The sequence below is a fragment of the Brachyspira innocens ATCC 29796 genome, assembly GCF_000384655.1.
In the GTDB taxonomy this organism is placed as follows: Bacteria; Spirochaetota; Brachyspiria; order Brachyspirales; family Brachyspiraceae; genus Brachyspira; species Brachyspira innocens.
Window position 1 is genome coordinate 1 of the sequence record NZ_ARQI01000093.1, and the last position, 23,756, is coordinate 23,756.

The following is a 23,756-nucleotide window of genomic DNA, read 5'->3' on the forward strand; positions in this document are numbered from 1 at the left end:
TCTGCATTTCTAATCTAGCCATACTGGAATGTAAATTTTTAACAACAAGAATAATAAAATACAAAAATATTGACTATATTATCATCTAAAATATAATAGCAATATGCAAATGAAAATGGTTAAAGTAATACTATTTATAGCAGGTATTTTTATGCTTTCAGCTTCAATATTCGGTTTTTGGCATATTTTTTATACATACAAAAAATATATACATACAGTATGCATAGTTGAAAAGCTTCATAGAAAAAAAGTATATAAATATAGGAAAATGAGATACGAAGATACTATGGTTATAAGCTATGAAACAGAGAAATATGGAAAGCTATATGCAACTTTAGAAAGTGAATATCCTTTTAGAAAAGTTGGGGATAAATTAATATTATGGTATGACCCTAATTACCCAAGAAATATAAAACTTCCTATTTCTGGAGGTATTATTTCTATATTCTTTGCATCTTTAGGAGTAATATGCATATCAACAGTAATTTTTTTAATAAAAATAAAAATATAGATTTCTTATATACTATATACTGGAAAAAAATAAAAATTATAATATACTATAATTCTATTATTTATGAAAAAGTACATTTTATTTTTTGCTTTAATATTTGCTATATATATCAATATAAGTGTAACCCTATACACGCAGGTTTTTAAACCATTTAGAAAATTATATACTATACAAACAGAAAAGTTTGAAATTATTTTTCCTATAGAGTCCAGAAGAACAGCTGAAAACCTTGCAAAAGTTGCTGATGATATATACGAAAAATACTCTAAAATTTTAAATAGCACAGTAAGAGGAAAAATTCCAATAACCATAACACCCGATTTTAATATGTTTAATTCGGCAGCGATGATAATACCCTCTTCAAGCCTTATACTTTATGATACCAATATGGACGAAAATTTTACTAGCTTTAGTAATAATTTTGAAACAGTATTTATACATGAACTTACTCATTTACTAACTATGGCCTCAGAAAATACAGGACTTGCAACTAAGGTAATGGGAAACTGGGCTTCATTTGTGCATCTTAATGCTATGCCTTTTATGATGGAAGGTGCTCCTGTTAGTATGGAAAGTTTTGCAGGATTTGGAAGGGCTAATGACCCACTTGTTAAACAGAGATTAAGACAGGATATTTTTGAAGGAAATTTTAGAACTCCTATTCAAGCCTCTTATGTGTGGACAAAAATGCCTTATGGAAATGTATATTATGAATACGGCGGACTATTCTCAAAATATTTACAAGACAGATTCGGAATGGATAAATATAATGAGTTTTGGAATAGAATGCAGACAAGACTTCATTTTTCATTTTTGATTTATAATTCTGGAGTTTACGGTGCTTTTAAAAAAGTATACGGAATAAAATTTACTGAGATATGGTCAGACTTTCAAAACTATTTGGTACTTACAGATATTAATCCAAGCGAAGAATTAAGAGTAAATGATAAAGAAACTTTTATTAATGATATTGCCTCATATAATGATACTCTATACTATATAGATGGAGATATCGGAGCATTATACTCGTATAAAGAAAAAAGAAATAATGAAAATAACAAAAAAGATTTAAAATTAGAATTCTTAATAGATCAATATTCTGAAAGTTTGGATATATCAAAAGACGGAAATAATGCATTGATAGTGTCATATATGTATAACGGAGGACTTTATAAATACATTGTAAAAGAATATGATTTAAATAAAAAAATAAGAACAAAAAGAAAATGGTTTGACTTGCAGTATGCAAGATATTTCAGAAATGGAATTATAGGAATATCAAAGGATCTGCATAACTCTGTTTTAGTGTATATAAATGAAAATAATGAAAAAGAAATTTTATTACAAGCCAATGATAATTTCGGATACGGTTTTCCAGCTGTCATTGATGATAATAATATAGCATTAATAGTGACAGAAAACGGAATAAAACATATAGCAATATTTAATTATAATAACAAAACATTAAAATATATTGATACAAAGGACAACACTCTTAATTATGTACGTTATTTAAAATACTCAAATAACAAACTTCTTTTTTCATACAATAATAATGACAGATTTTATAAGCTAGGTGAAATTGATTTAAACAATAACAGCATTAAGCTATACACAAAAGACTATTCTGGAGGAGTATTTGCTGCTGTATATGCTGGAGAGAGCATTTATTATAAAGGAAGATTTTCAGAGTTTGACAGACTTATGAAGTACACAGACAATTCATCTGTAACAAAAAACTTCACATATACTGATAAAACAATTAATAAATATGAGTTTACTCCTCAAATGGAGCTTGGTAATTATAATGCCTTTAAATATTTTAAGCCTTGGAGCATGTGGGTACCTCTTCCTCAAATCAATGATACTTTTCCTTTTCTTGTAAACGGACTTGGAATATTATCCGTAGTCTCTTCACCTTCTGCAAATAATTTGGCTTTAATATGGCTTGGATATGATATACCTTCCAACTTTCTGCAAACTGAATTAACAGTTACATCTTTTAGTATGCTTTATCCTTTATACTTTGGGTTTAAAAGCGATGTAGTATATTCTACGTACAATTATTGGAGATTAAATACATACCTTGCTATGCAGTTTTTAATTAATACAGAAAGCGACAAAGTGCATTTCTTATTAGAGCCTTCAATATCTGGTGCTTTATTTTCAGAATTTGTCAATCCTCAAACTAATACATCATCAGCATTTACTTGGAAATATTCTTCATGGACTTTTAATGTTTCTCTCAAAGCATCAATGATATTTAGAGTGCAAACTGACAAACCATACAGAGATGATTTAGTTGATATAACTATATATCCTACATACTCTATAAAATACAATAAATTTGCTATAGACTTTAGTACAAAATTACAAACAAGATATGTTCCTATAAGGGCAAGTTTTTACGGCTCTTATGCATTCGCCACAAATACAGCATTTGACGGCTCTTCTACGGTATTTGGTGCCAGAGAAGTAAAAGCACCAGAAGAGTTTTATGCATACGTACAAAATAAAAAATATAAATCAAATTATTTTTTAGGCGGTGATGTTGAACTTTTAGGTTATTTAAGTTCTCATTTTAATTTAAGCCATATATACTTTGATAATTTCTTTGCCTCACTTTCATATAGATTTGCTTATTACTCAAAAGAATATATGCATTCTGCAGCTTTAAAAGTAGGATTTGATGCAAGTATACCTGTATCAGGATATCAGGATATAGTTACTGGAGAGCCTTATTTACTTTTAGCTTTAAGACTTCCTACAAGCCTTGATAAGAGCGTAATTCAAAACTACCCTACTCTGAATGATATATATATAGGATTTGGCTTTCAGATGTCTTGGTAATACATCTTGAATAATTAAAATTTCACGAATTATAATTATTTATGTATATATTAAAAATAAAATATAATTCGTGTAATTTGGTACTAATTATATTCTTACACTTAGTAAAAAGTATATATTTTTATAGAATATAACTCATAAGATAAATATCATATATAATTTACAAAAATACAAAAATTGATAAAATATAATTGTTTAGGTATATACTTAAATAAAAAATATATTGATAAAATATTTAGTAGGATTTATAATACTCTTACTATTTATTTTAAGGAGATTTTTTTAATGAAGTTTTTTATAGATACAGCTAATGTTGATGAGATTAGAAAAGCTAATGATATGGGAGTTATTTGCGGAGTTACTACAAACCCATCTCTAATAGCTAAAGAGGGCAGAGATTTCAAAAAAACTATAGAAGAAATTACTACTATTGTAGACGGACCTATATCTGGAGAAGTTAAAGCTACTACAGAAAAAGCTGAAGATATGATAGAAGAAGCCAGAGAGATTGCTAAAATACACAAAAACATGGTAGTAAAAATCCCTATGACAGCAGAAGGATTAAAAGCAGTTAAAGTACTTTCTAAAGAAGGAATAAAAACAAATGTTACTTTAATATTTTCTGCTAATCAGGCACTTTTAGCAGCAAGAGCAGGTGCAACTTACGTTTCACCATTTATAGGAAGACTTGATGATATATCAATGGACGGACTTGAACTTATAAGAACCATTTCTGATATTTTTGCAACTCATGCAATAGAAACAGAAATTATTTCAGCAAGTGTACGTCACCCTATACATGTTACTGAATGTGCATTGGCAGGTGCTGATATTGCTACTGTACCATATAGCGTTATACTACAAATGACTAAACACCCATTAACTGATCAAGGTATAGAAAAATTCAAAAAAGATTATGAGGCAGTTTTCGGAAAATAAGGTATAATTTTAATAATTGTTTTTTCATATTTGGGGAGAAGCGTTATTTAATTAATGCTTCTCTTTTTTTGTTTTTATTTTAATCCCCGCCCTTTAAGATTTAACAGATCTATTTTTTTATATTGGTTTTAATTAAACTAATACGCCCGCCCTTCAAAAAATACGCCCGCCCAAGCGTGATTTAAATTTGCACTTTCCTCTACGCACGCAGAGCTGATTTTTTTAATACGGATTAATTAATAATTCTAACTTTACTAATATATAAGAATTAAGTTTAACGTGCGTTGAAGAATATTATAAATTAAAAAAGCACTTGGGTGGGTGCTTAAATGACAGTTATGGTAAAAAAGTAAAAACAAGCTATAAATAACATATAATATTAAAAAATTTAAAGGGTGGGGATTAAAAATAATTTTAAAATTTTATTTACATTCCCGCCCTTTTAGATTTAACAGCTCTATTTTTTATATTGGTTTTAATTAAACTAATAAGCCCTCACCTCAAAAAGTACGCCCGCCCAAGCGTGATTTAAATTTAAGACTTTAATTAATCACTGTTAACATGACAATAATGATATTTAAATCATATAAAAAAGGTTTGATAAATTCAAAACCAAGTTACGAACTGTACTGCATTTAATAACTTTAACTGCTCTTCTCTTCTAGCAATCTCTTTTTTTACTTCAGCAATGCATTCTTCTATTTTATATTTGTTTTTTTGATATTTGAAGATTTTATTTTGCTTTTGTTTGTCTGTCATTTTAGAAAATTTAGCTGATAATTGCTTTAAAAATATTTTATCTCTGATTAATTTTCTTTTCACATTTAACTTAAATATATCTAGTTCAATAGGTGATCTTAAAGGATTGATAATCATATAAATACCTCCTAGTCATTTATAGATTATATTTTATTAATATATAAATATTGTAACATATAAAAATATAAATATCAATAATAAACAATATATTTTTGTATAAAAAACAAAAAATAAAGACTGCAATATTACAGCCTTTATTTATAATTGATTATTTTTATTAATATTTTAGTTATTAGCAAGCTTTATAAACTCATCGGCTTCCATTATTTCTATACCCAAATCCTGAGCTTTTTTAAGTTTGCTTCCAGCTTTTTCACCTACTATTAAAATATCAGTGTTTTTTGATACTGCTGACTGAACAGTAGCCCCCAATCTCTCCGCAGCCTCTTTTGCTGAAGTCCTTGTAAAACCTTCTATTGAGCCTGTTATTACAACATTCTTACCAGTTAGTGGGGATTCTACTGTTACTACTTTTTCAAACACTGGATTAACTCCTGCCGCAAGTAAATCATCAATTAATTTTAATGTTTTTTCATTATGAAGAAAATCATAAATACTTTTGGCACTTATTTCACCTATTCCTTCAATATTTTGTAAGTCTTCAATAGTAGCTTTTTTGAAATTTTCTATAGAAGTAAAATATTTAGCAAGTAAGTCCGCAGTAGTTTCACCAACCTGACGAATACCCAAGGCATATATAAATCTTTTTAATGTGGTGTTTTTGCTGTTTTCAATGGATTCAAGCATGTAGCTTGCTAATTTTTCACCCATTCTTTCAAACTTAAATAAATCATCTCTTGTTATTTTGTAAAGATCCGCTGGAGTTTTTACAAGTCCGCTTTTTGTAAATACAGCAATCCATTCTTTACCTATTCTCTCCATATTCATAGCAGGCTTTGAAACGAAATACTCTATATATCTTGTAATCTTACTTGGACACTCTTCATTAATACATCTTACTATTACATCGCCGTCAGTTACAGCAGTATCGCCTCCGCATACAGGACATTTTTTAGGAAACTCAAAAGGTTTGCTGTCTTTAGGACGCTTTTCTAATACCACTCTTGTAATCTTTGGTATAACATCACCAGAACGTATAACTACAACAGTATCTCCGATTCTTATATCTTTTGATTTTATTTCATTAGGGTTATGAAGTGTAACATTTGAAACAGTAACGCCTCCAACTTGAACAGGCTCTAATTTAGCAACTGGAGTTAATGCTCCAGTGCGTCCTACTTGTACTTCTATATTTTTTAAAACTGTTTCTTTCTCTTCTGGCTTGAATTTAAAAGCTACTGCAAATCTTGGAGCACGTGATAAAAATCCTAATTTCTCCTGATATTTCACATCATCAACTTTTATTACAAGCCCGTCAATCTCATAATCCATTTTGCTTCTTTTTTCTTGTATATCATAATAAGTTTCTAATACTTTTTTAGAATCAATATTTGCATGAACGCCTTCTACTGTAAAGCCTAAATCGGATAAAAACTCCATTGATTTATATTCATTAGTTAAATCAAAATCTTTATAATTAGCTATTTGATATGCAAAGAATTTCAATCTTCTTTTTTTACTTTCTGCACTGTCTAATTGTCTTAATCCTCCAGAAGCTGCATTTCTGGCATTGGCAAAAGGTATCTCTTCAAGCTCTTCTCTCTCTTTATTTAATGCTTCAAAATCTTTTTTTGTTATTAATGCTTCCCCTCTTACAATAAGTTTATTTTTTTCTTTTATGCTTTTAGGAACATTACTCATCATCTTAACATTATTGGTAACATTCTCTCCAACTTGTCCGTCTCCTCTTGTGCTTGCTACTGTGAGTTTTCCTTTTTCGTAAATAAGCTCCAAAGCAAGCCCATCAAATTTATTTTCTACAGTGTATTTAATATTACTAGCATCAAGTTCTCTTTGCATTCTGTTATCAAAGTCTAAAAACTCCTCTTCGTTCATAACATTAGAAAGTGAATACATAGCAATAGGGTGTTCAAACTTCTCAAACTTTTCTAATATAGTTCCTCCAACCTTATTTGTAGGACTGTCATCTTTTTTTAATTCTGGAAACTCTCTTTCAAGATTTTCTAATTCTCTGAAAAGTTTATCATATTCATAGTCTTCTATTTCAGGGTTATCATCTGTATAATAAAGTTTATTATGGTAATTAATAGTTTCTGTTAATTGTTTTATTCTTTGTTTAGCTTCTTCTTTGTTCATATTTATTCCTTGATAAAAATATTTAATTTATATAAATTTATTTTTTTGTTGAGTATCTTATTATTAAACCTTCAAGCATTAATTTTAAAAGTTTATACCCATCTGTATCACGCTCATCCAAATTTATTTCCTTCTCTTCAAATGATTTTCCATCATCTGATTTTATAACTTCTACTAATTTAGCTTTACCATTTTTTAATAATTCATCTGCTTTGAATTTATAATCTTTGTCCATTAAAACCTCTATATTGTAATTTATACTATTATAATATAAAATGGCTTGAATTCAATACTTAAATTTAGGAGATAAATATGGTATTAGAAATTCCTTCAACACTAAAAAAAAATATAGAAAATATTGCCAAAGAAAAAAATATATCTGAAAGTAAATTGATAGAAAATGCCATTATAGAATATTTGGAAGATTATTATGATTATAAAATTATCTTAGAAGCAGAAGAAAGATTAAAAAAAGGTGAAGAACTATATTCTATTGATGAAGTAAAAAAAGATTTAAATATAAAATGAAAGTAAGCATTACAAAAACAGCTAAAAAATCATTGGAGAAATTAGACAATACTATTCAAAAAAGAATATTAGATTTTTTATCTGATTTAGAAACATTAGAAAATCCTAGAATAAAAGGTAAATCTTTAAAAGGTGAGTTAAAAGAGTATTGGCGTTATAGAGTAGGTGATTATAGAATTCTAAGCAAAATTATTGATAACGAATTAATTATTCTAGTTATAGATATTGGTCATAGAAAAAATATTTATAATGATTAACCATAAACTACAATTTAATAATAGAATATGAATTATTATCGTCTTTTAACAAAGCAAAACTGATTTATATTATAATCCATTAAATAATTACAAAATATAATTGTTTAGATATATATAATAATAAAGCCCCATTATAATAATGAGGCTTTTATTTTTTATCGTATATTACAAATTATTCTTCAACTTTCAAGTGAAGCTCTTCAAGCTGATCATCATCTACAGTAGAAGGACAGCCGCTCATTAGACACTGACCTTTCTGAGTTTTAGGGAATGCTATAACTTCTCTAATGCTATCTTGTTTTTGTAAAAGCATTATAACTCTATCTATACCGAAAGCCATACCGCACATAGGAGGAGCTCCGTATTTTAAAGCGTCTAATAAGAATCCGAATCTTATTTTTGCTTTTTCATCAGATATTCCTAAAAGACTGAATATTTTAGCCTGTACTTTGCTGTCATATATACGCTGACCGCCGCCTCCTATTTCATTACCATTTAATACCAAGTCATAAGTATCGCTTCTTACTTTTAGAGCGTCTGTATCTAATAGAGGAACATCTTCAGGTACTGGGGCAGTGAATGGGTGGTGAGTAGCGGATATTCTTTTTTCTTTATGATCATATTCAAATAATGGGAACTCTACTACCCAAAGGAAGTTTAATTTATCTTTATCTATTAAGTTTAATTTTTCGCCTACTTTTAATCTCAAATTACCTAATGCGTCATAAGTAACTTTCGGAGTATCAGCAACAAAGAAGAGTAAATCTCCTTTTTCTGCTTTAGTAACTTCTAATATTTTTTTCTGATTGTCTTCAGAGAAAAATTTAACTATGTTAGATTCAAGTCCGTTTTCAGTAACTCTCATCCAAGCAAGACCTTTAGCTCCGAATATACCTACATATTTTGTGAAGTCGTCAATATCTTTTCTGCTTAATTTATCCACGCCGCCTTTAGCATTCAAACATCTTATTATAAACTTATTATCCAAAGCATTTTTAAATACAGCAAAATCACAGCCTCTAACAGCTTCTTCAACATTGATAAGTTTTAATTCAAATCTAGTATCAGGCTTATCACTTCCGTACATTTCCATAGCGTCATAATAATTTAATCTAGGAAATGGAGTAGGCAAATCAATACCATAAACATCTTTAACTATATTAGCAGTAACACTTTCCATAATAGATAAAAACTCATCAGTATTAAGGAAAGAAGTTTCAATATCTACTTGAGTAAACTCAGGCTGTCTGTCTGCTCTCAAATCTTCATCACGGAAACATTTAGCTACTTGATAGTATCTGTCAAAACCTCCTATCATAAGTATTTGTTTGAATATTTGAGGAGATTGAGGAAGAGCATAAAAATCACCTGCATTTAATCTTGAAGGAACAAGGAAGTCTCTTGCACCTTCTGGAGTACTTTTATTTAATATAGGAGTTTCTACATCTATAAAGCCGTTATCAGCTAAATGTTTTCTAAAAGCATTAGTAATTTGAAATCTTTTATAAAGGTTATTAAATACTTTAGGTCTTCTTAAATCTAAATATCTGTATTTAAGTCTTATATCTTCTCCAGTATCAATATCATCTTCAAGAAGGAAAGGAGGAGTTTCAGAAGTATTAAGAAGCTCCATTTTTTCAACCATAACTTCTATTTCACCAGTAGGAATTTTTGGGTTTATCATCTCTTCGCTTCTAGCCCTAACTTTTCCTTCTACACTAATAACATATTCGCTTCTTAAATCCTGAGCGTCATTATGTGCTTCTTTGCTTATTTCTGGGTTGAATACTATTTGTACAAATCCTGTTCTGTCTCTCAAATCTACAAATATTACTCCGCCATGATCTCTTCTTCTTAAAACCCAACCAGCTAGTTTTACTTCTTTGCCGATGTCGTTTTTGCTTAATATTCCATTATAGGCACTTTTAAAACGCATATTAATTCCCTCTTAAAAAAATTATTTATTTGATTATTAAAAAATAAGTTATATTTTTGTTTGAATAAACATAATTATTATATTATAAATATGTATAAAAATCAATTACTTTAATCGTATTTTGGTAAGTACTCTTTGATATATTTATAGATTAAAAATTATTCATTGGTCACTAGTTTATCTTCGCTTCCATTAACTTTGCCGTCTTTATCTACTTTGACAGTAAATATTTTAGAAACCCCTTTCTCTTCAGCAGTTATTCCATAGTAGGCGTCTGCTATTGTGGCAGCTACTTCATCATGCGTAATGATTAAAAACTGAGTATTATTAGAAAGATTTTTAACCATATTTTTATATCTTATAATATTAGCTCCGTCAAGTGCAGCGTCCACCTCATCTAATATACAGAAAGGACTAGGACGGTACAAAAATATTGCAAACACTAATGCAAGCCCCGTCATAGTAAGCTCTCCCCCTGAATATGACACTATATTTTCCATTTTTTTGCCCGGAGGCTGAGCGAATATATCTATAGGGCTGTTTAATAGATCCTCTTCATTTTGTATTTTTAATCCTGCATTACCGCCGCCGAATAATATTTTAAAAGTCTCTGAGAATTTTTTATTTATTTCATTAAATGTTTTTAAGAAATCCTCACCTGCTTTTTTATTGGCATCTGCTATGATTTTTAATATTTCTTCTTTTGATTTTTCTAAGTCTTCTTTTTGTTTGCTCAAAAACTCAAATTTATTTTTTGCTTCCTGATATTCGTCCAAAGCCATTTCATTAATATGACCTAGATTTTTTATTTTTTCATTGATAGTGTTTAATTTATTTTTAAATGCATCTTCATCTATAAGGTTTTGAGTATTCTCTTCAAACTCTTTCAAATTAAGAGCATAATTTTCATAGAAATGAGTATATATATCATTAATTTTATCTTTGCTCTGATTTATTCTCTCACTTACTCTTGTAATGTTTTCATTTGTTTCATTTAATTTTCTAACGCGTTTTGCATGGCTTACTTCAAAATTAGATAATGCCGATTCTGCCTTTTTTATTTCATTTGCTTTATGTCTGGATTCGCTTTCAGTTTTTGATTTTTTCTTTTCTAATTCTTTATAGCTTATAGAGTTTTGTTTGTACTCTTCATTAAGTTTTTTATAATCTTCTTCAAGTCTTGCTATTTTTTCATTGAGTGTGGTAAACTCATCTTCTATTATTTTCATGCTTTTTATTATCATCTCTTTTCTATCTTCAGAGGCTTTTTTATTTGTTTCATATTTTGCCCTTTCTATTGTAAGAGTGGTAAGCATGGCATTAGATTTATTAATATTATCAGTGGATAATTTTATTTCATTATTTAACTCTTCCATTTTTTCTATATTGCTTTTAATAAAGTTTTCCAAATCAGCAATCTCTTTATCTATTGCTTCTTTTTGCATATATGTACCTTCTTTATCAAAAAGCAAATCAACGAAAGGATCTTTTATTTTAGTATATTCTTTAAAAATACCTTGTAAAAATAATGCATCTTTTTTTTCTGTCTCTAAACTCTCTCCCAAACTTTTTATAAAACCGCATAATGAATTAAAGCTAAGTTCATTTAAACTTGATAATACTCCTTCATCTTCAAACTCTTTTATAGTTTTCATTTTTGTATTTATGGCATTAAGCAGATTATTAAATCCTATATCAATATCAGTTTCATGCTTTCCTATATTCTGATAAAAACTGTTGCCCATAACATCTTTTTTCTTTTCATCAATTTCGCTTATAATTTTATTTATTACTTCAAGCTGTCTTTCTCTGGCATCTGCAATTTTTAGTGTGGCGTTTTGATTTTCTTCTGTTATAGATGATATTTTATCATTTAAACTTGCTATTTTATTTTGTTCATTAGCTATATTTGTCTCTTCAGTTTCCTGTTCTTTTAATGATCTTTCTATATTTTCAGCTATATTTTTAACTTCTTCTTCGAGTTCTGCTATTTGAGTTTTATCTTCTTCTATTCTTTTTAATAGAGTATTTTTTCTGTTAAGAGTTTCTTCTTTTTCTTTACCTGCATTGTCAAGCTGATTCTTTAATTGATTGGACATTTTTTCTATATGAGTAAGCTCTGTAACTATTAATGATACCTGTTTGTCAAGTTCTATAGATAATGTTCTTGTCTCTTCAAATTTTAAAAGTTCCTGCTGTTTCTGATTATCCAAATCCTGAAGTTCTTTTTCTAATTCCTGTTTTTTATTATTATGTTCTTGAAGGCTTTTATTCTGCTCTTCTAAAGTAATTTTTAATTTTTTTACCTGATTAACATTCAAGCTAATACTTATTTTTTTCTGCTCATCTTTTAGATTGTAATACTTTTCTGTTCTCGCTGCCTGTTCTTTTAAGGATTTATAATGTTTTTCAGATTCTTTGATTTGTATTTTTACATTATCAAGATTTCTTTCGGATTCTTCAAGTTTTTTGGCAGCTTCTCTTCTTCTTTCAAGATATTTACTAATTCCAGCTGCATTTTCTATAATGCTTCTTCTCTCTTCGGGTTTTTGTTTTGCTATTTCTGAAACTGTACCCTGCTTAATAACAGAGTAGGCATTTTTACCAAGACCAGTATCCAAAAACATATCAACTATATCTTTTAATCTTACTTGCTCATCATTAATATAATATTCTGACAAGCCTTTTCTATAATATTTACGAGTAACAACAACTTCGTCTATATCGTATTTTTTTATCCATCTTGATTTATTATCTAAAGTGAGAGCAACTTGTGCTAGCGAAGAAGGTTTTCTAGTATCAGTGCCATGGAATATTACGCTTTCAAGACCTTTTGAGCTGTCTATTCTTAATCTGCTTGCGGACTGCTCGCCCATAACCCATAGGAAAGCTTCTACTATATTGCTTTTACCTATTCCGTTTGGTCCAAGCACTACAGTAACGCCTTCATTAAACTCTATATTGGTTTCTATGGCAAATGATTTGAATCCGTGCAAATTAAGATTCTTTATATACATCTTGTTTCCTATCTTACCTTAATATATCTTTATAATTATACAATTCTATTAAAAAATAATCAATTAATTTAATCTATAATATATAAAAATACTATAAATTTATTTCGTTTTATTGATAAAAATATAATTACGATAACAAATTTTCGGTATAGTTTTTTTAATATTAAAGTAAGTTTATTTTTATTAATAAAAATAAATATGTTATATCTTATATATACTATGCTTGTTTCAAAATAATTTTATTTATGGCTGCATAGACTAACTACAATACAAAACTTCTTTGCTGTCGTTGTAAATACTCGGATTGTAACATATGTAAACTCAGTACTACACACTATGAAAGACTGAATATTTTATATATTATTTAGTTTAGATAATATCTATTAAATTTAAATCATGCTTTGGGCGGGCGTATTTTTTTGAAGTACAGGCTTACTAGTTTAATTTACACAATATCAAAAAATAAAGCTTTAAAATCTAAAAGGGCGGGGATTAAAGTAAAATTTTTATATTTTTATTATAGTTTCTCTACTTCTTCTATGCTTAATCCTGTAACTTTACTTATAACACTAATATCTATATTTTCTTTTTTCATATTTCTAGCTGTTAATATTTGATTTTCTTTAATACCCTCTTTAATACCTTCTTCTTTTCCTAATCTTCTCTCCTCATCAAGCATTATTTGATTGCCATAAAGATAAGCCTCTTTCTTCTCATATTCCATCATCATCAATCTGCTTTTCACAAAATTATTATATTTTTTTTGCACTTCTTCCATTATAGGTTTTTCTTTTACTATTTCAGACATAGACACCTCCCTACGAGCTGTAGCACCAACCCGCACCGTAATTGTAAATATTTATGGAACGTTTTATTATAGGTGCGGTTGAATACTCTTCATAATACAATAAATTATTTAATCTTATTATATGTATCTGCAAATGATCAGTTAATAATTTTTTATTATTCATTTCATAAAGCATATAGCAGGAATGTATATTTTTAGTTTTATCTAAATTAAAATTAAGAAGATTAATACTTATTACAGGAGTAAGTTCATCATATCTTTCGCCATGATTTAATAATTTACTGTAATTAGCTGCCCAATAATAGAGTATGCGTTCTGGAAATCTTGAATTGCCTTGTAATTGTATTTCTATAATAACCACTGAACCGTTTTGAGTAATACATTTTACATCGACTATTGTTTCCTTTAAATTTTTATTTTTTTTCAAGTTGAACGGAGTAAGTATTTCTACAGAGCGAAATGTCTTCATATTGGCATTAAGCATTATAGAATTGATAAAATCTAAAAGTATAGTCTCACTGCTTCCCTTATCAGTAAAAAGATATCTTATAAAATAATCGTTCAAAGGATTAAAATATTTTATTTGCTTAGTATTAAATTTATTTTTCATAAATATATTATAATGAAATACTTTATAAATGTCAAAGTATAAAATTTATTCTAACCCCCACCCTCTAAATTTTTTAATACTATATGTTATTTATGAATGATTTTTTCTTTTTTAACTTTAACTCTTATTATAGCACCCACCCAAGCTTTTTTTTAAATTTAAAATGCTATTCAACGCACGTTTAACCTAATCTTTATAATTAATGAAAATTAGAATTATTAATAAATTTTTATTCAAATAATCTACACTACGTGCGTATAAAATATAATATTATTTTAAATTATTAATTGCTATCTTTATCAGATTCTTTACCAGATAAAGCTTCTTCTATTGTGGTACTGCCTTGAGTACTGTCATCACCTACTATAGATTTAGCTAAATTCTTTATTTTATCACTTGCAGAAGATGTAGCTAATGTTTTTATAGCCTCATACATATTTCCAGTAGGAGGAGAATCTTTATACAAATTAAGTATTTCTGTAGTAATAGCTTCGGAATTATCATTTTTAAGTCTGTAAAGTAAAAGCTCCTCTATTTCAGGTTCGGATTTATAATTATTCAAAGCCTTAATAGCATATATTCTAACAGAATCGCTGTCATTTTTTGCAGCTTCAATTATATTCTCTTTTACATCTCCATAGGCACTGTATTCTGGAAGTATATATATAACTCTTGCTGTAATTTCAGGTAAATCCTCTGCCAATAATTTTTGAAGTATTTCATAATTTTCAGCACTAGGATAAGCCCCTAAAGCTACAACTCCCATATAACGTACCAAAGCAGGTTCTCCAGCATTCTGAGATGCATTACGGCAAATCTCTTCCCCTTTAGGATTTTTAGTTTCACTGAAGTATCTTAATATTTCAACTTTTGTAGAAGAGGCTACTGTATTATTAGTGTATTTTTCAAGTAAGTAATCAGCAGCAGCTTCTGATTTCATAGCTCCCAATGCATTTACCATACTGTCTAGTACCAACCCAGAAGCATTTGTAATTTCTGCCATTATACCGCTTTCAAACTGAATATCTGGATAAATAGAACATAAATAATATGCTTCTTTTCTTACATTATCATTTTCATCTTTTATAGCATATTCAATTATGCTTTTTGCATTATCATTTTTTATTTGTTTAAAGAAATTGATAATCTCAGTTTTTACTCTGTTATTCATCTCTTCTGGATAATAATTTGCAAGCATAGCAATATCGGCTTCATTTTTTGTTCTTCTTATTTTTCCGATTGTAGCTATTTTTTGTGAAGGAGTTCCATATTTAAAAGCATTTTCATATTCGGCATTAGGCAGATATGATGCTGTTTCTGCTGCAGATGATGTATTTTCTGTTTCATTAGTTTGAGAAAAAGCTGAAAATGATACAGCTATTAAAAATAATATAGTAAAAATAATATTTTTCATAAATAAAAATTTCCTTAAAAAGTTTAAAACCCCCTTTTATTTCTAAAAGGAGGTTTATTTTTATGTTCTAGAAATAAAAATTAATTTCCTTGATATGTACTTTCTTGTCTAACATCAAGCTGAGATATATATGTATTATATTTAACCATATCATCTTCATTTTCTATTATGACAAACTCATATCTTCTTAAAGCATCTTGAGTAGGATATTCAGGAATTGCCTCTCCCAAAGGACTTTCTATCACTCTGTTAGGATCAACCCCTTTATCTGTCAAGTATTTTTTTCCGTTTTTTGCTCTTACAACTGATAAATTATAGTTGTAAGGATAAGCTATTCCTCTATTGCTTGTATGTGCTTCCAAAATTATATTGGCATTAGTATTTTTATTTAGAAACTCTATTACTTGATCAAATGACATTTCACTAGTTTCAGGCATATCAGTCTCTACTAATTTGAATATAATTTTCGGATTAGTTTCAAGTATTCTTCCCCTATCAGTTTCTCTTATTGAAGTGTTTTCAGGCAAGTAAAGCTCAGTAGTTTTTTCTTCAGATACAGTAACTGGTGCATGCTCTTCTGCTATAACAACATCTTCAGGAGTACTGTTTTTAGGCGTACTCTTACATGCTATGACAAAGATCAATAAAGTAAATATAAATAAAATTTTTTTCATTATATTGTTAAAACCTCGACATTAATTTGTTTCTTTGTTAATGTCGACAGTTTTAGCAAAATCGTTATATTTTTTCAAATCATCTTCATTCATTATAATGATAAATTCACATCTTCTATTTTCTTTAAGTGTAGGATATTCAGGCAAAGCCTCTCCGAAAGCATTTTTTAATAATTTGCTGTTTTCAGATCCTAATTTTATTATGTAATTAAAGCTGGTATCTGCTCTTCTTTGAGAAAGCTGATAATTATATGGGGCAGGACCTTCTTTGCTGGAATTGCCTTCTACCATTATTCGTATATTTGGATTATTTTTTATTATCTGATAAACTAAATTGTAAGCCTCTTTATAACTTCCTATTTCTACTGTATTATCAAATCCAAATTTTACTTCATAAGAAGCACTTCCGCTTTTTCCAATATCTGTTTTAGATTTAGGGTCATGAAGTACTAATACCTTACCTCTTGGAGTTTCTCTAACTGCAGCACCGTCTGGCAAGTTATAACCTTTTGCATTTTGATTAGTGGCTTCTGTTGTCTTAAATCCGCTTCCTTCTTCAGGTCCAGTGGCTACAGGTGCACTTTTACATGCTACTATAGATATAAAACTTAAAGACATAATTAAAATTATTTTTTTCATGATCACTTTTTCCTTGTACCATATTTTTATATGTTAAAAGTTTAAAAACAATTAACATAACACATAATTATAACAAATTCATAATTATAATCGTAAAATATAAGCCATATATGTCATAAAACTTTATAATTACAAATTATTTTATACCTTAAAAAAGCTGATAGTATTTTCCAAAACTCTTATCTTATCAAGAACTTCATTTGAAGCTCTGTTGGAATCTTCTACTAAAAGTGCATTCTGATTGGTAGCATCATCTATTTTTGCTATAGCAATATTTACCTGATCTACCCCAGACTGCTGTTCTACCGCTGTTTCTCTTATCTCAAGGATTATTTTTGAGGTTTCATCTATTTTTTCTTTAATTTCATTAAATATATTCTGAGATTCTGAGGCACTGTTTGATGCTTTTATAATGCTGTCATATGTATTATTAACTAGTTCTGTAATATCTTTTATTGAGGACTGTGTATTTTGTGCTAAATTTCTTACTTCGCTTGCAACTACAGAAAATCCTCTGCCCTGTTCCCCAGCACGTGCCGCCTCTACTGAAGCATTTAAAGCTAATATATTGGTCTGAAAAGCTATGTCTTCTATAATCTTTGTAATATTTTTTATCTTTTCGCTTGCTTCATTAACTTCGCTTATATTATTTGTTGTCTCTAGTATTATATCTCCTGCTTTTTCTATTGAGTTTTTTGACTCTGTCATCATATTATTACCAATAATAGCATTATCTGTAGAAGACTTTATTGTAGAAGCCATCTCTTCCATAGAGCTGGCTGTCTCCTGCAAGCTGGCTGCCTGATCTTCTGTACGCTTTGATAAATTATTATTGCCTTTTACCAAATTTTCTGTAAGATTTTTTATATCATCAAGCTCTTCTTTTACTTTTGTAATGATATCTGTAAGTTTATCTCTCATAGAATCAAATGAATTTGAAAGTATTCCAAGCTCATCATTAGATTTTTTTATATTATTATCAGTTTTATGTGTTAAAATACCTTTTTCTATATATTTTGCCTCATCAGATATATATGTTAATCTTCTCATCACACTTCGTATAAATAAAAATACAAAAATAGAAATTAATATTATAGAAACTGCCCCTATTAAAAATATCACTATACCCAAAAGTCTGCTCTTTGCATATACCTCACTTTCTACTATACTTACTATCAAAAGCCAAGGAGAAGATGATAATTTACTAAAAATAGATATTCTTTTCTGAGAACCTGTATCGGCACCTGAAATATAACTGTCGATACCGCTTCCCTGTTCAAAATTAGCTTTATAATTATCGCTGGTCTTCATTCCCAATCTTTCTGGGTTTGTATGTATAATAATATTTAAATCCTTATCTATAGCAAATATATTAATATTTTCTGATAATTCTATATTACTGAAGTATAATCTATTAACTTCTGTCCAATCATACATAACATATAAATAACCCTTTAAATTACCGTTTTCATCTTTTATTCCAGTACATGCAAATATAGCCCATACTCCTTTAGCTATTGATTTAGTTATTTTTTTAGAAAATGTTACAATGTTTCCTGCATTTTTCATATCTGAAGCTGCTTCTGGGTGAATGGATAATATATCTTTACCCAATAAACCATCGCTCATACTTGAATCTATTATACATATGCCATTAGAATCACATATGCCCATATTGATTATATATTTATTATAATTAACATATTCGCTTATTGAATTATAAGCAGAATTCATATTATCGTCTGTTCTGCTTTCTATCAAATTATAAACATCTGGGTGAAAGCTATAAGTATCAATTAACATCTTCTGATCATTAATCCAGCTATCAAATAAAGAACTATAGCCTGAAAGTATATTGGAAAAACCTTCTAATCTTGTGTCAATTAATGCTTTGCTTGCCATTTTTATGGAAATGATTAAAAGTAAGGCTGCCATTATAACTATTGATAAATTAATCATGGCTGTGATTTTGAAGCTTAAACTATTGTGCATTTTCATAATATTATTTCCTAATCATTGTAAAATAAGTTCTTATAGTTGTATTATATGTAAAAAATTAAATATTGTAAACATTTTTTATAAAATTATTTTACATTTTTGTTAGTTTTATGTATAAAAATGACACTTATTTATTAAAATTTCTTATATATACACTCAAATGTATCACCTAAATTTTTCTTTTTGGCTGAAACATTGTATATTTTGGATAGTAATTTATTTTTACTAATAAACTTCAAATTAAATATATCACAAAATCTATTATAATAAACACTTTGATTTTCTAAGTTTATACATTTTAATGAATATTTTGATAAAAGTATATCCAAAGATTTGGGATTAGCCTCAAAAGCATGATCACTTGGTACAATAGAAAAATAATTTTTATTAAATCTTCCGCTAAGACCATACCCATTAGGGGTAGCAAAAGCTAATATACCATCATCTTTTAGAGAATATATTATACGCTCTAAAATATTTTCAAAATTATATATATGCTCTATAACATACCAAGCTGTTATTATATCATATTCTTTTTCTTTATATTCAAAATCAAGAAGCGAACAGTTATGAACATTGAGTTTAAGAGTATCTCTGCAGTATGAAGAAGCATATTCGCTTATCTCTATACCCTCAGTTTCATATCCATATTCTCTTGCTTCATTAAGAAAAAATCCCATAGCACTTCCAATATCAAGAACCTTACCGCTTGGCTTTAATTTTTTTATTTTTTCTAAACGTCTTCTAGCTAAGGCTGTTAAATTCTTGCTGTCTTCTTCATAGGTTTTGCCGTATTGATTCTTATAATCTTCCACAAAGTATTTGGAAGAATAATCCGTAAATGGAGGAAGAAAATATTTTCTAAACAATGTATGACATTTTAAACAGCTGTAAAGATTGGACTCTATATTTCTATTTTTCATTTCTATATGAGAACTTCCGCAGAAAGGACATTTTATATCTTTAAAATCTTTTATATTATCTATTATTGTTTTTATACGCTCAAGGGATTTTTCTGTGTTTATAGACTTGCCGTTTTCTAAATATTTATTTTGAGTATCTTTATTAAACAAAAAGTCTTTTAATTTTGAAACAGCCTCACCTGTATTAACATTTTCAAAAAATCCCAAATTAAAAAATAATTCATCTTTGCTTCTTGCCAAATCATCATGATATTTTGTAGGAGAGAGAAGTACTGTAGGTATTGAGGCTTCTATACATTCAAATGCTGTAAGACCAAAATATGTTATAACAGCACTATAAGGGCTTACAAATATATCTGGACTAAAGTCTTTATACTTTATATTAATATATCCGCTTTCTTCTTCTTTTTCTATAAGTACAAAGTTTTTATCTTCTATTTTGCTTATAATATCTATTGCCTTTTTTTTCAAATCATTATTAAATCCTAAATAAAGAAGCACAGGGGCATTCTCATCATATTTTGGCTTTATATTAGAATTAAGTATAGTAGCTATAAAAGGTTTTATATTAACTTCTTTAGAACTATCTATATTTGGAAGCATTTCTATTACTATATCAGCAAAAGCCCTTTCATTTCCTACACTGTCTATTATTATAACATTGCTTATAGTTTTTAATTCTTTTATAAACTTAGCTTCTACTTCTCTGCTGTCTACTATTATTAAATATGGTTTTAATGATTTGATTTCATTATATTTGCAGCTTTGTATGCTTTTATCTTTAAATAAATCGCTGTTATTGTTAATAGAAGAAAATACAAAATTATAGTATTCTTTAAGCCTGTTTGCTATAAACTTCATACGGGTAATATGTCCGACCCCATATATTGTACCTATATCTGTTATTATACATATGTTGTGCATGAAAACTAACTATTTCTAAAAAAAATTATAAAATGATGTTAGGTATTATATAATAAAAAAAGATAATTACAAACAAATATTTTATATATAAAATTTAAATATTTATTCTAACTCCCACCCTTTAAATTTTTTAATACTATTTGTTATTTATGAATTATTTTTTATTTTTTAGCTTTTGCTGTTATTTTGGCTACCCACCCAAGCGTTTTTTAAATTTATGATATATTCAACGCACGTAGAACGAAATTTTATATATAAGATAAATCATGATTTTAAATTAATTAATATTTTAAAAATCCGCTCTGTGTGCGTTTTGGAAAGTATTGAATTTAAATCACGCTTTGGGCGGGTGTTCTTTTAGAAGTATAGACTTATGTATTTAATTAAAACATATTAAAAAAAAATAAAGCTTTAAAATCTAAAAGGGGGGGATTTAAATAAAGTTTTTAAATTTATTCTAATTCCCACCCTCTAAATTTTTGAATGCCATATGTCATTTATAAATGTTTTTAATTTTATAGCTTTTACTGTTATTTTGGCTGCCCACCCAAGCTGTTTTTAAATTAAAAAATATTATCATAATTTTATTCTTAATTAATAATCATAATTATTAATTAATCTGTATTAAAAAATACAAGATAGTAATCAAAATAAATTTACATTTTTTTACAAAAAAATAAAAAAAATTATGACTGCTTAAAAAATTTTGTTATTATTATAATATACCAGAAAGGTTGATTATAAAGAAAGAATTAGCTAATTTATTTCTACAATAGAATAAAAAAAAACAATAAAATATATACATTATACTAAAAAAATATCACAAAAACTAGAATATATTAATTTAAAGGAGTAAATATTATGACAGAAAATAATACAATAAAAAAATAATATAAAAGAAAAACATAATAATCATTATAATGACACTTTAATACCAGATGACGCTTTAATATTAAATGATGAAAAAGAGTATAAATCATTAATTGATGAATATAATGATTTTATAAAAGAAGCTGAAGCTGGTATATTTGCTGAATAATATAATTGCTTAAAGATATAAAATAATGACTTGAGACTATAAAGTTTTTAGTCATTATTTTTTTATATTGAAAATAATGAAAAAATTATTAATATAAAAATAATAAAATACGAAATATTATAACTATGAAATATATAAAAAATATTTTTATTATCAGTATATCTCTTTTGATATGCTCTGCGTTTTTGTATACACAATCTTTAACAGAAAACTCTCTTCCGCTTAAAGCAAAAAACTTTATTAACTTAAACTTCCCCGGAAATAATATAGAAACAGTATCATTATATCAGGGCGGCGGCGGTTATGAGGCAGATATAGATTTAGGATATCATTTTGTGTTTTATCATACAGGTTTATGGAAAAAAATTACTGCTGTAACAGATGAAGCCAAAAGACAAGGGATACCAAGAAGCTCTATACATAAATCTATGGTTAATGTTATAGACAGTGAATATCCTTTGTCAAAAATCACTGATATAGAAAGAAGAGATAAAGTATTTATAATAGTGTTAGACGATAAATACCAATTAGAAATAAGCGGATACGGCATTATAATTAATACAACAGTTCTTGATGATGATGAAAATATGGAAGAATAAATCAGCCTTTAAATACTTTATATTTATTAAACGCTATTATAGAGTTTTCACTGTCTCCTAATGCACTATAGGCACTTGAAAGATGCATATATATTTCTATGTTGCTTTCATCTAGTTTAGCACATTCTTCAAGCATATTAACAGCATTATCATAAAGCCCAGCAGAATAATACGATAATCCCAAATAATAGTATGAAGATGAATAGGTATTATTTTTTTCTATAGAATTATTTAAATACTCTATAGCATTAATATAGTCTTTTATATTATAATAAGATACTCCTATATAATAATAAAGAAGATAATCGTTATTCTCTATATTAAGAGCATTATTAAAATAAATCAAAGCATTAGAAAAATCATCAAGCATAAAAAAGCAAAGACCAGCATTGAAATAAGCTGAATAATTATCATTTTCTGCTTCTATTATTTTTTTAAATATTTCTACCGCCTTTTTATAATCATATTTTTCCTTATGGCAAAGTGCTAAATGATAATAACTGTCATAATCATATTTATTAAGCTCCATCACTCTTTCAAAGGCCTCTATTGCCTCATCAATTCTATTAAGATGATATAATGCCAAACCCAAATTACGCCAATTAATATATTCTTTAGGAGCTATAATAAAAGATTTGTTCAATATTTTTACAGCCTCTTCATACCTGCATATTTTTATATAAGAGTGCCCAAGCCAATTTAAACTTATATAATCATTATTCTCAAGCTGATAAGCCTTCTTCAAATATATTATAGCCTTATGATAATTTTTTATTTTTATATATGACATACCTATAAGTCGGTATAAAGAGTAATCGTTATTATTGACAGTCAATGCTTTTTTAAATATTTCTATAGCTTCAATATGCCTTCCAAGCTGCGTATAAAAAATACCTAAATCTGTCATAGCTTTATAATTATTAGAATCATGTTCTAATATATTCTTATAATATGATATCATATCATTAACTCTATTTTCTAAATTGTTATCCATAATATATATTAATCCCATCACTTGTAATTATTAAATAAAAAATCATCTATTAGTATATTT

General features: G+C 27.6%; 17 protein-coding genes and 1 pseudogene. 6 read left to right on the forward strand and 12 right to left on the reverse strand.

Annotation, left to right across the window (positions count from 1 at the left end):
* Positions 1-109 precede the first annotated feature (109 nt).
* From F811_RS0104375 to fsa, 3 genes are all read left to right on the forward strand, one after another.
* Entirely contained in the window at positions 110-511 is a 402-nt protein-coding gene (locus tag F811_RS0104375; protein WP_020004070.1) for a hypothetical protein, read from the forward strand.
* Positions 512-574: 63 nt separating this feature from the next.
* The gene (locus F811_RS0104380) at positions 575-3,361 is read left to right on the forward strand and encodes a trep protein (RefSeq protein WP_020004071.1); all 2,787 of its coding nucleotides are present in this window, start codon (positions 575-577) and stop codon (positions 3,359-3,361) included.
* A gap of 285 nt (positions 3,362-3,646) precedes the next feature.
* Complete coding sequence (gene fsa, locus F811_RS0104385) at positions 3,647-4,300, forward strand: fructose-6-phosphate aldolase (protein ID WP_020004072.1); 654 nt, start codon at positions 3,647-3,649, stop codon at positions 4,298-4,300.
* 606 nt (positions 4,301-4,906) lie between these two features.
* Here the strand turns inward: fsa and F811_RS0104390 are convergent.
* From F811_RS0104390 to F811_RS0104400, 3 genes are all read right to left on the reverse strand, one after another.
* On the reverse strand, positions 4,907-5,176 hold the full coding sequence (locus F811_RS0104390) for a hypothetical protein (RefSeq protein WP_020004073.1): 270 nt from the start codon (positions 5,174-5,176) through the stop codon (positions 4,907-4,909).
* A 168-nt stretch (positions 5,177-5,344) separates the two neighbouring features.
* Positions 5,345-7,336, reverse strand: coding sequence for an NAD-dependent DNA ligase LigA (ligA, locus tag F811_RS0104395; protein ID WP_020004074.1), 1,992 nt, complete (start codon positions 7,334-7,336; stop codon positions 5,345-5,347).
* A gap of 37 nt (positions 7,337-7,373) precedes the next feature.
* Positions 7,374-7,571, reverse strand: coding sequence for a hypothetical protein (locus F811_RS0104400; RefSeq protein ID WP_020004075.1), 198 nt, complete (start codon positions 7,569-7,571; stop codon positions 7,374-7,376).
* 77 nt (positions 7,572-7,648) lie between these two features.
* On the opposite strand from F811_RS0104400, the gene F811_RS0104405 reads away from it, so the two are divergent.
* Both F811_RS0104405 and F811_RS0104410 read left to right on the forward strand, forming a co-directional pair.
* On the forward strand, positions 7,649-7,864 hold the full coding sequence (locus F811_RS0104405; protein WP_020004076.1) for a DUF6290 family protein: 216 nt from the start codon (positions 7,649-7,651) through the stop codon (positions 7,862-7,864).
* Complete coding sequence (locus tag F811_RS0104410) at positions 7,861-8,121, forward strand: type II toxin-antitoxin system RelE family toxin (RefSeq protein WP_020004077.1); 261 nt, start codon at positions 7,861-7,863, stop codon at positions 8,119-8,121. Before F811_RS0104405 ends, F811_RS0104410 begins: the two co-directional genes overlap by 4 nt.
* Before the next feature lie 172 nt (positions 8,122-8,293).
* Here the strand turns inward: F811_RS0104410 and aspS are convergent, their stop codons facing one another.
* From aspS to F811_RS0104450, 8 genes and pseudogenes are all read right to left on the reverse strand, one after another.
* On the reverse strand, positions 8,294-10,057 hold the full coding sequence (gene aspS, locus F811_RS0104415; RefSeq protein ID WP_020004078.1) for an aspartate--tRNA ligase: 1,764 nt from the start codon (positions 10,055-10,057) through the stop codon (positions 8,294-8,296).
* A gap of 158 nt (positions 10,058-10,215) precedes the next feature.
* The gene (locus tag F811_RS0104420; protein ID WP_020004079.1) at positions 10,216-13,074 is read right to left on the reverse strand and encodes a chromosome segregation SMC family protein; all 2,859 of its coding nucleotides are present in this window, start codon (positions 13,072-13,074) and stop codon (positions 10,216-10,218) included.
* A 517-nt stretch (positions 13,075-13,591) separates the two neighbouring features.
* A pseudogene (locus F811_RS15985) lies at positions 13,592-14,492 on the reverse strand (Rpn family recombination-promoting nuclease/putative transposase).
* 283 nt (positions 14,493-14,775) lie between these two features.
* On the reverse strand, positions 14,776-15,906 hold the full coding sequence (locus tag F811_RS0104430; RefSeq protein WP_020004080.1) for a HEAT repeat domain-containing protein: 1,131 nt from the start codon (positions 15,904-15,906) through the stop codon (positions 14,776-14,778).
* Positions 15,907-15,986: 80 nt separating this feature from the next.
* Complete coding sequence (locus tag F811_RS0104435) at positions 15,987-16,580, reverse strand: OmpA family protein (RefSeq protein WP_020004081.1); 594 nt, start codon at positions 16,578-16,580, stop codon at positions 15,987-15,989.
* Positions 16,581-16,601: 21 nt separating this feature from the next.
* The gene (locus F811_RS0104440; RefSeq protein ID WP_020004082.1) at positions 16,602-17,219 is read right to left on the reverse strand and encodes an OmpA family protein; all 618 of its coding nucleotides are present in this window, start codon (positions 17,217-17,219) and stop codon (positions 16,602-16,604) included.
* A gap of 141 nt (positions 17,220-17,360) precedes the next feature.
* Positions 17,361-19,217 carry a methyl-accepting chemotaxis protein gene (locus F811_RS0104445; RefSeq protein WP_020004083.1) on the reverse strand — a complete coding sequence of 619 codons (1,857 nt, stop codon included), beginning with the start codon at positions 19,215-19,217 and terminating at the stop codon, positions 17,361-17,363.
* A gap of 134 nt (positions 19,218-19,351) precedes the next feature.
* Positions 19,352-21,064, reverse strand: coding sequence for a methyltransferase domain-containing protein (locus tag F811_RS0104450; protein WP_026364343.1), 1,713 nt, complete (start codon positions 21,062-21,064; stop codon positions 19,352-19,354).
* A 1,164-nt stretch (positions 21,065-22,228) separates the two neighbouring features.
* Here F811_RS0104450 and F811_RS0104455 point away from each other — a divergent pair.
* On the forward strand, positions 22,229-22,702 hold the full coding sequence (locus F811_RS0104455) for a PepSY-like domain-containing protein (RefSeq protein WP_020004085.1): 474 nt from the start codon (positions 22,229-22,231) through the stop codon (positions 22,700-22,702).
* A gap of 1 nt (position 22,703) precedes the next feature.
* Here the strand turns inward: F811_RS0104455 and F811_RS0104460 are convergent, their stop codons facing one another.
* Positions 22,704-23,696, reverse strand: coding sequence for a tetratricopeptide repeat protein (locus tag F811_RS0104460; RefSeq protein WP_020004086.1), 993 nt, complete (start codon positions 23,694-23,696; stop codon positions 22,704-22,706).
* Positions 23,697-23,756: the final 60 nt, after the last annotated feature.

Coding starts and splice junctions, on each gene's coding strand:
- F811_RS0104405 (WP_020004076.1), top strand. CDS start 7,649: ATGGTATTAGAAATTCCTTCAACACTAAAAAAAAATATAGAAAATATT.
- F811_RS0104460 (WP_020004086.1), bottom strand. CDS start 23,696: ATGGATAACAATTTAGAAAATAGAGTTAATGATATGATATCATATTAT.
- F811_RS0104420 (WP_020004079.1), bottom strand. CDS start 13,074: ATGTATATAAAGAATCTTAATTTGCACGGATTCAAATCATTTGCCATA.
- F811_RS0104440 (WP_020004082.1), bottom strand. CDS start 17,219: ATGAAAAAAATAATTTTAATTATGTCTTTAAGTTTTATATCTATAGTA.
- F811_RS0104445 (WP_020004083.1), bottom strand. CDS start 19,217: ATGAAAATGCACAATAGTTTAAGCTTCAAAATCACAGCCATGATTAAT.
- fsa (WP_020004072.1), top strand. CDS start 3,647: ATGAAGTTTTTTATAGATACAGCTAATGTTGATGAGATTAGAAAAGCT.
- aspS (WP_020004078.1), bottom strand. CDS start 10,057: ATGCGTTTTAAAAGTGCCTATAATGGAATATTAAGCAAAAACGACATC.
- ligA (WP_020004074.1), bottom strand. CDS start 7,336: ATGAACAAAGAAGAAGCTAAACAAAGAATAAAACAATTAACAGAAACT.
- F811_RS0104410 (WP_020004077.1), top strand. CDS start 7,861: ATGAAAGTAAGCATTACAAAAACAGCTAAAAAATCATTGGAGAAATTA.
- F811_RS0104380 (WP_020004071.1), top strand. CDS start 575: ATGAAAAAGTACATTTTATTTTTTGCTTTAATATTTGCTATATATATC.
- F811_RS0104435 (WP_020004081.1), bottom strand. CDS start 16,580: ATGAAAAAAATTTTATTTATATTTACTTTATTGATCTTTGTCATAGCA.
- F811_RS0104375 (WP_020004070.1), top strand. CDS start 110: ATGAAAATGGTTAAAGTAATACTATTTATAGCAGGTATTTTTATGCTT.
- F811_RS0104390 (WP_020004073.1), bottom strand. CDS start 5,176: ATGATTATCAATCCTTTAAGATCACCTATTGAACTAGATATATTTAAG.
- F811_RS0104400 (WP_020004075.1), bottom strand. CDS start 7,571: ATGGACAAAGATTATAAATTCAAAGCAGATGAATTATTAAAAAATGGT.
- F811_RS0104455 (WP_020004085.1), top strand. CDS start 22,229: ATGAAATATATAAAAAATATTTTTATTATCAGTATATCTCTTTTGATA.
- F811_RS0104430 (WP_020004080.1), bottom strand. CDS start 15,906: ATGAAAAATATTATTTTTACTATATTATTTTTAATAGCTGTATCATTT.
- F811_RS0104450 (WP_026364343.1), bottom strand. CDS start 21,064: ATGCACAACATATGTATAATAACAGATATAGGTACAATATATGGGGTC.